9 protein-coding genes and 1 pseudogene are annotated in these 9,871 nt (G+C 56.5%); 3 read left to right on the top strand and 7 right to left on the bottom strand.

Annotated elements, in window-relative coordinates; all coding sequences use genetic code 11:
- The 4 genes and pseudogenes from BP727_RS11150 to BP727_RS11135 all read right to left on the bottom strand — a co-directional run.
- Positions 1-410, bottom strand: a pseudogene (locus BP727_RS11150) (glutamyl-tRNA reductase); the annotation flags it as partial.
- Positions 352-1,056 carry a precorrin-2 dehydrogenase/sirohydrochlorin ferrochelatase family protein gene (locus tag BP727_RS11145; RefSeq protein WP_286858849.1) on the bottom strand — a complete coding sequence of 235 codons (705 nt, stop codon included), beginning with the start codon at positions 1,054-1,056 and terminating at the stop codon, positions 352-354. The gene BP727_RS11145 and the pseudogene BP727_RS11150, both read right to left, overlap by 59 nt.
- A gap of 23 nt (positions 1,057-1,079) precedes the next feature.
- Positions 1,080-1,538: an Lrp/AsnC family transcriptional regulator gene (locus tag BP727_RS11140; RefSeq protein ID WP_273278025.1), complete on the bottom strand. Its 459-nt coding sequence runs from the start codon at positions 1,536-1,538 to the stop codon at positions 1,080-1,082.
- A complete protein-coding gene (locus BP727_RS11135) occupies positions 1,538-3,676 on the bottom strand; it encodes a right-handed parallel beta-helix repeat-containing protein (protein WP_286858846.1) in 2,139 nt (712 codons plus the stop codon). The genes BP727_RS11140 and BP727_RS11135 overlap by 1 nt, the downstream gene beginning before the upstream one ends.
- Before the next feature lie 118 nt (positions 3,677-3,794).
- On the opposite strand from BP727_RS11135, the gene BP727_RS11130 reads away from it, so the two are divergent.
- The 3 genes from BP727_RS11130 to BP727_RS11120 are packed head-to-tail and all read left to right on the top strand — an operon-like array spanning position 3,795 to position 7,928.
- A complete protein-coding gene (locus BP727_RS11130; RefSeq protein WP_013719204.1) occupies positions 3,795-5,048 on the top strand; it encodes a PAS domain S-box protein in 1,254 nt (417 codons plus the stop codon).
- On the top strand, positions 5,038-6,126 hold the full coding sequence (aroC, locus tag BP727_RS11125) for a chorismate synthase (RefSeq protein ID WP_013719205.1): 1,089 nt from the start codon (positions 5,038-5,040) through the stop codon (positions 6,124-6,126). Before BP727_RS11130 ends, aroC begins: the two co-directional genes overlap by 11 nt.
- Positions 6,127-6,158: 32 nt before the next feature.
- Positions 6,159-7,928, top strand: a complete 1,770-nt coding sequence (locus tag BP727_RS11120; RefSeq protein ID WP_286858844.1) for a molybdopterin biosynthesis protein — start codon at positions 6,159-6,161, stop codon at positions 7,926-7,928.
- Here BP727_RS11120 and BP727_RS11115 read toward each other — a convergent pair.
- The 3 genes from BP727_RS11115 to BP727_RS11105 form a co-directional block, all read right to left on the bottom strand.
- On the bottom strand, positions 7,897-8,922 hold the full coding sequence (locus tag BP727_RS11115) for a DNA primase large subunit PriL (RefSeq protein WP_273278027.1): 1,026 nt from the start codon (positions 8,920-8,922) through the stop codon (positions 7,897-7,899). The two genes, BP727_RS11120 and BP727_RS11115, sit on opposite strands and share 32 nt — an antisense overlap.
- Positions 8,919-9,653 (bottom strand): proliferating cell nuclear antigen (pcna), encoded by a 735-nt coding sequence (gene pcn, locus BP727_RS11110; RefSeq protein WP_013719208.1) that lies wholly within the window; start codon positions 9,651-9,653, stop codon positions 8,919-8,921. The genes BP727_RS11115 and pcn overlap by 4 nt, the downstream gene beginning before the upstream one ends.
- A gap of 50 nt (positions 9,654-9,703) precedes the next feature.
- Positions 9,704-9,871, bottom strand: a 168-nt coding sequence (locus BP727_RS11105; protein ID WP_342766283.1) for a zinc ribbon domain-containing protein, incomplete at its 5' end; no start/stop codon positions are given.

Below are 9,871 nucleotides of genomic sequence, written 5' to 3'. Positions count from 1 at the left end.
ATGGCCTTCTTAAAAGCGGTCTCCAGCATCCAGCCAGTTGTGCCCGCCTTCATCGCGATCTGGGTCAGTTCCTTCATCTGCCCCAGGATCTGGTCCTCGCCGATGATCATGGACTCCAGGCCCGATGCCAGGCGGAGAAGATGGAGCAGGGATTCGTCGTGATTATGAAAATCGATGATACGAGATGAGACGCGCGCTTTCTTGGCCAGGTCGAAGAGCACCCTCTCCCCTCGGGGCGCTACCACATAAATCTCGACCCTGTTGCAGGTCTTGAGAACAGCGCATTCCTCTACCCTGTCCTGAGACCTCACCCATTTGAGAATGGTCTCTACGTCACCGTGCCAGGCTGTCTCAATCTCGTCTATGGAGGCGGTGCGGTGAGTCACCAGCATCGAGGCTATCTCGCTCATCCTGGCATGCATGTGAGCGGGCTCTCATATAGGCCTTTTCATAGGAGTGGCCCAAAAGCCTCCAGACCTCTTTGTCCTCCAGGATGCTCCTGATTGCCCGGGCGCGATCCTCCTGTCCGGGTATGAGTTCCTTCAGTTCAGGCCTCAGCCGGCCAAGAAGCCTTGCCATCCCCTGGTAGTCCTCGGTCAGCTCCTCCTCCAGCCGGAGGCGGAGGTGCCGGGTCAAGCCGGGGACCTCGGTGGAGATGGCGATGGAGATCTGGCCCTTTCTGATAATGGAAGGAACCACCACCTCCCCTCTGCCCTCCACCCGGTTAACCAGAACTCCCAACCGGATCGCCTCCTCCTCTATCGACCGGTTCAGCTGGGAGTTGCTGGTGGCGGGAATGGCGATGAATGCGCCCTGCAGATATCTCTTGAAATCAACCCTAAGATCGCACTCTGTCAGCTCCCACCGATCCTTTGATGCCAGGAGTTTAGGGGTGAAACTCTGGCTGACCACCTGCACCGGCCCGTAATCTGAAAAGAGGAGCGCCTTTCTCTCCGCCACCTTTCCCCCACCGAAGATCACCACCAGCCTCTGGCTCATATCCAGAAAAAGGGGGAGGAGGGGCCTATAAGAGCAGTCATCGTTCAGTTCAGCCATAAGACTCCCGCATCATATTGGCATCATATCCTTGCGCTTATCTTTTTGTACTCCTTCTCGCTGAAAAGGACGATATAGTCGCTTATGCCGGACCGCGAAGAGAGCCGTTCTGCAATCTGGAGGCATTCTTCTCTGCTGCGAGAATGGACCATGGTGTAAATGTTATAAGGCCAGTCCTGGGCGGTTGCCCGTTCATAGCAGTGAGTGACCTCCTCAGCTGCAGCAAAGATCGCTCCTGCCTCATCCACCTTCTCTGGCGGCACCTTCCAGGCGATAAGGGCGTTGGCCAGAATTCCCAGGGCTCTGTGCCCTATGGTGGCAGCAAAACGGCGGATGATGCCCTCCCCCTCCATAGCGCGAAGACGGGATATGATCTCATCCTCCCCCATCCCCAAGACCTCACCCCAAACCCGGTACGGCCTCTCCGTCAGATCCAATCCATCCTGAGCGACCTTGAGAAGCTCTAGGTCCAACTCGTCCATCAACCCCAGCCTCCTGGATGCTGGAATGGATAACGATCTTGGCCCCGGCCGGGAATGGGGCGAGGCACGCTTCCCGGATCGCCCACCACCTCATGATCGCTCCAGTAGTTGCCTCCCGCTTCAGCCCCAGCGTCCCAGTGGTTATTGCCATTGTCCGCGGCATTCTGGATGATGTTATCTCTGATTATGTTATGATAGAGGAAGTTGTCAGTGCAGTCGACCAGATTGATGCCAGCTATCTGATTTGAGCAGATCTCATTTCCGGTGATGTTGCAGCTAGTGCTGGTGCTCATGCGCAGGCCGTAGCGGCTATTGTTACAGAGGACGTTTCCGCTGATCTTCGATCTCTTGGACGACTGGACAAAGATGCCTTGGCCATTATTGGTGGCATTATTGCCTTTAACCTCTGCATCGGATAGCTGCTCTATTGATATGCCGTCTTTCTGATTAGAGATGGCGAAATTGGACTCAAGAGCGCAGGCGTTGCTGCCGGTGAGGGCGATGCCTCGGTCGTTTGAGGCGGCCTGGTTGCCCACCAGAGAGCACCGATGGGAGAGGCTCAGAAGGAGCCCTTCCTTTGCATTTCGAACTGCGCTGCAGTCTTGCACTCTGCATAGTCGGGAGCTGTGAAGGGATATGCCGCTATTAGATGCGGTGGAGTTGCACTTGAGCAGAAGCAGGTTAAGCGAGCCGTCCACCCTGAAGCCCTCGGCAGCGCAGTCTTGGGCATGGTCAGCCACAAACTGAATTCCTCTAGAGTCCCGGCTGTCGAAGCCGACATTGCACTCCCGGACCCGACAGTCGGAGATGATGCAGTCATCGCTGGCCCGGAGGAGAATGCCCTCCTCGGATAGATCGATGCTGCTGTTTTGAATGCGGCAGCCAGAGGAGTTCACCAGCAGCATGCCTACGCTGCTATTGGATATGGTCAGATTCCTAGCAGATATCTCCCGGCATGATATCAATCCCAAAAAGGCACAGTCTTCCGGCACATTCATCCCCGATTTTCCCACCAGATAATAGATCGGCCTGCCATCGACCGTATTGCTCCTGTCTACGTCCTGATCATAATAGTCTTGAAGAGCCGAGTCTGAGCCCTCGCCACCGTCAATGCGCAGGCTGTAGCGGTTCAATTCCATAAGGTTATCCTGGAGGAGGTTTTTCGCCGATCCGCGCAATGAGATTCCGTAGACGTTATGAGTGGCAAGATTGGACCGGATGATGTTGTCGGCGGAGGCTGAGAGAAGTATACCGTTGCCGTTTTCAATAAGGTCATTCTCTGCCAGCATCAATCCGCTTGCCTCGTTGCCATAGATCCCTGCCCTCTCATTTCCCAGGCACCAATTGGAGGTCACATTGCAGTGTTCCGTCACTCTCAAGCTGATGCCCACCTTGCCCCCTTCGATCTTATTCGCCGCGATATCGTTAAACCGGGAATTGAGCATATCTATGCCGCTCACAAAAGCCCCGCTGAGGTTATTTCCCGATGCCACATTTCCATCCGACCGGGTGAGGACCAGGCCCAGTCCGTCTGTGAGAATGGTGTTGTTAACCACCCCATTCCTATCCGAGTCCTCGATTAGCACTCCCTGCAAAGCGGCGATTGTGCAATCTTCAACCCAGCAGCCAGAGGTCTGGTTTATCCTTACCCCAATCCCACTGCCCTGGATGTGGCAGCCAAGGACCCGGTTGTCCGGGGCGAAGATCTCTATTCCCGCGGGGGAGCTGATGCTGCAATTAGCAATTGTATTGTTGCTACCCTCTGAGCTTACTGCCGCTTTCTCCCCTGATATGGTGCAGCGGACGATCCGACAGTCACCTGAAAGCAGGCTTAAAGAGGCATCACTTCTGCTGGTGTTGATCTTGAGGTCGTATATCTCGCATCCCGGTGCATTGATGCTGAGCGGCCCCTCTATGGAGACGCCCTCTTGTCCATAGATCTTGAGGCTTCGGTCGATGATTGCTCCAGGGTATCTGCCGGGCTGAATTTGAATTGTATCTCCGGGACTGGCTTTAAATACGGCAGCAGAAATGGTCTTAGCATCGCTACTGTCGCCAGGATCGACGATCAAGACGCGCGCCTGGACTGAGCTTGCCAGGAGAATCGAAATAATAATGAAGGCGGCAACTGGTCTCATCGTTCTTGTTTATGCCCCTGCTGCCTATTAAACCTAATGCAGTGAACCAGCAGAGACTTTAGCAGAAAGATATAAAATACTGATAAAGCATCCTTCTTCTTGACAAGGATGGTTTCTAATGGCAGGGCCTTATCGCATTCTCATCATTGAGGACGATCCAGAGCATGCAGAGCTGATCAAAATGGGCTTCCGAAGGCATGATGAGTTCTTCTTGAATTTTGCCGCCACAGGAGAGAATGGCCTGGAGATGATATCCCAGGATAGATACGATCTGATCTCTGTGGACTTGGTTCTGCCGGGGATTGGAGGCCTGGATGTTTTAGTGAGGATCAGAAGGCTGGACCCAGATATCCCCGTGGTCATGGTCTCCGGCCACGGCACAACGGAGATGGCAGTGGTTGCCTTCGAGAATCGGGCGACTAAATATGTGGTCAAGAGCCTGGAGAGCTTCAAGAGCCTCCCCTATGTCTTTGAAAACCTCATACAAGAGGCACGGTTCAAGGCAAATGAGAGGCAGATGAGGGAGTGCATCGAGAGGTCGGAGAGAATTCACAGAAATGTTGTGGAGAATGCCCTGGCTGGCATTTACATCCTCCAGGAGGGGGTCTTCAAGCTGGTCAATCCGAGGCTTGGAGAGATCTTCGGTTGCTCTGCGGATAGCCTCCTGGGGATGCCCTTCTGGCAGCTGATCACGCCTGATGACATTCAGTGCGCGATCCGGCTGGAAAAAGACCGGCAGTCCGGCGTGCCGATTTATGAATCAAGGGTTCTGCGCAAGGACGGAACATGTCGCTGGATAGAGTTCCGGACGATGCCCATAGAGCACGAGGGGCAGAGGGCGGTCCTGGGAAATCTCCTGGATATAACGGATAGAAAGGAGAGGGAGATCGAGATCCTCAGGGCCAACCGGGAACTGGAAGCAATGGATCGGATATCTGAGATCTGTTTTTCCTCCAAGGAGGATCTGGACAAGGTGCTAGCCGATTCCCTGGCCTTTATCGTCTCTGGGGCAGGCGGGGCGGATGTCGGGGGCATATTCCTCCAGGAGAATAGGGGCCTGGTGCTGAGGGCTCTGCATGGATCGGTGGAGGTCTTGATCGAGTTCGTCAATGATATCCAGGCAGGCTGCGACCTTCTCGGCAAGCCTCTGGTTCACGAGGTTAAAGATGGATCGAGGGGATCTTGGATATCAGCGCCGATAATCTCCGGAGCGCAGAAGAAGGGGGCGCTGGTCCTGGCCTGCGAGGAGCTTGAATGCCTGCATTTTCTGGAAAGAGCATCGTTGCGCATCGGATATATTTTGGATCGATCTGAGAAGCCCCCCACCATTCTCTCCGAAAACGAGATCGAGGTTATGAAATATGCCTGGTAGCTCCTTTGGAACCCTATTTCGCATCACCACCTGGGGCGAGTCTCATGGCAGAGCGGTGGGCGTTGTTTTAGACGGCTGCCCAGCAGAACTGGCATTAACGGAATATGATATTCAAAAGGAGCTGGACCGCAGGCGTCCGGGCCAGAGCCGGGCATCCACCCAGAGAACGGAGGCGGATCGGGTGGAGATCCTCTCCGGCATCTTCGAGGGAAAGACCACCGGCACCCCCATATCCATGCTGATCTGGAACCGGGATGCAGACTCGGCCAGCTACGACCTCTTGCGCAACAGGCCCCGGCCAGGTCATGCCGATTATGCTTATCAGATGAAGTATGGCCTGCGCGACCATCGGGGCGGGGGCAGGTCGTCCGCTCGAGAGACGGCTGGCCGGGTGGCTGCGGGAGCGGTGGCCAAGAAGCTGCTGCAGCATTTTGGGGTGGAGGTCGCAGCCTTTGTGACCGAGCTTGGAGGGATCAAGTCCAGGACCGATTCGGTAGATTTGGCTGAGCTTCGCGCCCGGGTGGAGGCCAACCCCATACGCTGCCCGGATCCTAATGCTGCAATGAGGATGATGGAGCAATTGGATCTTGTCCGGCAGGAGGGTGATAGCCTGGGGGGCATGGTAACGATCATCGCCCGGGGGGTGCCGCCGGGCCTGGGAGATCCGGTCTTCGACAAGCTGGATGCTGACCTGGCCAAAGCGCTCATGAGCCTGGGGGCGGTAAAGGCGGTGGAGATAGGGGCGGGTATTGGCTGCGCCGGTATGCGGGGAAGCGAGATGAACGATCCTCTCCGAATGGAGGGAGGGAAGATCGGCTTTGAGGGCAACAATGCCGGTGGCATTTTAGGCGGAATATCCACGGGAATGGATATAGTCTGCCGGATTGCAGTCAAGCCCACCCCGTCCATCGCCAAAAAGCAGCATACCGTGGACCTAGCTGCCGGAATGGATGCGGAGATAGAGATCAAAGGGAGGCACGATCCGGCCATACCCCCCAGGATGGTACCGGTAGCCGAGGCCATGGTCGCAATAGTCCTGGCAGACCACCTTCTGCGTCAGAGAATGTCAAGGCTCTGATTTTATATCTTTTCGGGGCTTATTGGGGCGGCATGCCCAAGGAGTTTCGCAGCCTCATCTCATTACAGGAAGCCAAATCGATCATCTCAGACCACCTGCCGCCAGCCCGGGAAAAGGCCGTTGCCCTGGGCTCGTCTCTTGGCTGTATCCTGGCGGAGAAGGTGATATCAAGCCAGGATGTTCCCGGCTTTGGCCGCGCCTCTATGGACGGTTATGCGGTCATCTCTCAGGACACTATCGTAGCGAGAGAGGACCGGCCTGTATCTCTCCGCCTGGCGGGATCGGTGCCCATGGGCAGAAGGCCTGAGATTGAGATCTCGCGGGGCGAGGCAGCGGAGGTCTCCACCGGTTCCATGATGCCCAAAGGTGCAGATGCGGTGGTCATGATCGAGTACTCCCTGGCCCAGAAGGGCATCGTTTACATCCGCAGGCCGGCCTTTGGGGGGGAGAACGTTCAGGCGGCTGGAAGCGACATATCCTTTGGGGAGGCAGTCCTCTTTCCCGGAACGCCGATTGCAGCCCGCGAGATAGGCGTTCTGGCCGCTCTGGGAAGGGAGAGCGTCCGGGTACGAAGCCTGGATGTGGGCCTGGCCTCCACCGGAGCGGAGCTAATTCCCCCCGGCCGGGAGCTCTTGCTCGGCCAGATCTATGATATCAATAGCTACACCATAGCTGCGGGAGTGGAGGACTGCGGCGCCCGTCCCAGGAGCTATGGCATTCTGCCGGACGATAAGGAACAGATGGCGAGAACCCTGCTGAGGATGGCAGAAGAGTGCGATATGATCCTGGTGAGCGGCAGCACCTCAGCCGGGGCAGGGGATATGATCTATCAGGTTATAGAGGAGGTCGGAGAACTGATATTTCACGGGGTAAACTTCAAGCCGGGAAAGCCCACCATCTTCGGGATAATCCGGGGCAAGCCATGTATCGGACTGCCAGGCTATCCCACTAGCGCTCTGACCGTCTTTGCCGAGCTGGCCGCCCCCGCCATACGCTCTGTCCTGGGCCGTGGGCATTCTGAGAACAAAACCGCCGGAAGGCTGGCCGGCCCTCTGCGCACGGAAGGAAGGCAGCAGATGCTGGCAGTGGGCGTATCGGGGGATCTGGTCTATCCGGTGGACAAGGGCAGCGGCTCGATTACCACCCTGGCCCTGGCTGACGGAGTTATAGAGATTCCGGCAGGGGTGGAGTTCTTAGAGGGAGGATCGCCGGTCCAGGTCCGGCTCTTCTCGCTAGCCCAGCCCCCCTGTCTGGTGGTGGCAGGAGAGAACTCCCTATTCATCGAGCGGCTGGCAGAGGATCTGCCCTGGAGGCTGATGCTCTTGAACACCGGTTCGTACCGGGGACGGATCTATTTGGAGGATGGCATTGCAGACCTGGCAGCGGTTTCAAGCCCATTGGAAGAGGCTCCCAAGGGCGAGGCGAAGGTCGTCTGGAGCGGCAAAAGAGAGCTGGGGCTGATCTACCGGGACCCTTCAGCTCCGGTCGACCCGGCCAGTCAGAGGATAGTGGGCTGGCCGAGGGATTCCGCTATGAAAGAGGCATTCGAGCAGGCCCTGACGGAAATGGGCATCGGCGCTCCCGTTTACGTGCGCCTGGCCAAGACCCACACTGCCATGGCGGCCATCGTTGCCTCCGGCCGGGCGGACCTTGGATTTGGGGAAAAGGAGGCAGCAAGCCAGGCCGGACTGGGATTCAAGCCGGTAGTAGAGGACGAATTGTACCTCTTGGCAGGGCCCAAGGGCCTGGGAAATCCCCGGATAAAATCGCTTATGTCTGCCCTTCCTTTGCAGACGATATAGCTCCTGGTTTGAGCATGATTGACCTTCTCTCATAGTAGCTGAGAGGATGGCGAATCCTCCGGCAGAGATCGTCCTCCCCAGGGCAGTTGCCATATGTGGCCATGGTAGCACATGCAGGCGGCTTGTACCGGGTTCCTGTCGCTCCGGCGATATGCTCAACCTGGTAGCGGGTGCGATCCTGGTCGAAGTCCGGGCTGGTGGCAAAAAGGGCGATCACCTCATCTGGGGTCATATTGATCTGCAAGAGGAAGCTGACCAGAGCAAACCGGGCGCTATGAGCTAGGTTGATGCCTTTTGAGACCTCAGAGAGCATCTTTTTGATGCAGGGGGGAAAAGCGCCCTCTTTGACCTCTCCCAAATCGATCTTCTGCTTAGCAGCCAGGGCCTCTAGGTCTCTCTTGACCGGGGCAAGATACTCCTCCAGGCCCTGGCAGATCCTCTCGTCCACAGATACTGGCAGACCCTTGAGGACCTTCTCTCTGATCGCCTCCTCCAACAACCGGCTGAGCTCGACATCGGTGACCGTGAGATATCCCTCAGACAGATCGCGGTTGGTGAGCTTCCATTTGGGGCTGTGCATGCGGTGTGCTGCCCGGATGTACTCAGAAAAATGGATCTTCCAGGGCCCCTGCCCCTGAGGATTGATCCCCAGGTCGTTGGCCAGGACGACCAGCCCTTCCTTTTCATGCTGCATCCTCCGGAAGGCCAGCTTCGCCTCTGCCAGAGCGTAACGGCGCAGAAGAATGGGATCGTTCAGACAGGAGACCATGACCCTGGCCAGTGGATAGCTGAGAAGTTCAAAGAGCTGCTCAGACTCGCTGCTCGCCCGCCCATCGGGAATGGCTTCACCGCCGACCGCTCCTCGCAGGCGTTCTGCCGCTCTGGATCGCACCGACTGGAAAAGGGATTTGTCCAGAAGGCTATCCAGGGAGATATTTCGGCTGCGGACTGCTTCTGCCGCCTCCTGAGTAAAAGGATAGTCCGAGATCTTCATTCCTGCTCAATTCGGGGAGCGAGGAGATAGTTGATGTCCACGGACTGGCCTAGCTTGAAGGTTACCCGCAGGGGGTAGTCTATGCCCATCTCCAGCGTGACCTCTCCTGCTTTGCTGATGGACTTTGACATATCCTGCAGATAGTCTAAAGAGAAGAGGCTCCTGGCCTCGCCTGGCTTCATGCCTAAGAGCTCAGTGCTGGGGATCTTGAGCTTGAGGGAGTCGATATCCCCCTTGGCTTCCATATAAAAGCCCTCATCAGAGACGCCCAGGATCACGTGGTCGCTCACCTTTTCCGCTGCTTTTACTGCTCTTCTCAACTCCCCGCCGGGAAGCGTCACATGAGCCGGCAGGTCCAGATCGGGGATGCGTGGTTCCTTCCTTATGGCCGTGGGATCGATAAGGCTTAGGGTGTAGGAAAGTGAGCCCACGCCGATCTTCAGCTTGTGGCTCTCCTCGTCCAGCTCCAGCTGCACATTCTCACCCCTGTCAGCCATGCTCAAGACATCGCTTAAGCGAACCAGGTCCACGCCGATCTCTCCTTGATCGGCCTTGAAGTACTCGAAGGCGTCGCTGCCTATCTTGAGAGACACCATGGCTACGTTCGCAGGATCTACTGCCTTCAGCTCCAGACCATTTTCGGATATGGAGAACTTAACCTCATCCACGAGAGAAGAGACTGAGTCGATTGCATCGCGCAGAGTTTCTGCATTGATTACTGCCTTGAACATTCCTTGAGCCTCCTGGGGAATGACAATTTAATATTTAATATAGTTGATGCCTAGTCGTACTCTCGCCAGGTGTTGCTGCATTTAGTGCATCGGAAGAACCTAACCTCGCTCTCATCTGCACTGCGCAACTGGCGCAGCCACCAGTATGCGACATTATTGCCGCATTCCGGGCAGCGGGCGGTGGTGGTGGGAAGGCCAGCAGATTCCTGTTCCAGCAC

Source organism: Methanosaeta sp. UBA356, from assembly GCF_002496465.1.
Lineage (GTDB): Archaea > Halobacteriota > Methanosarcinia > Methanotrichales > Methanotrichaceae > Methanothrix > Methanothrix soehngenii.
The sequence above is the reverse complement of the archived record's forward strand: the minus strand, read 5'-3'. Positions and strand labels throughout refer to the sequence as shown.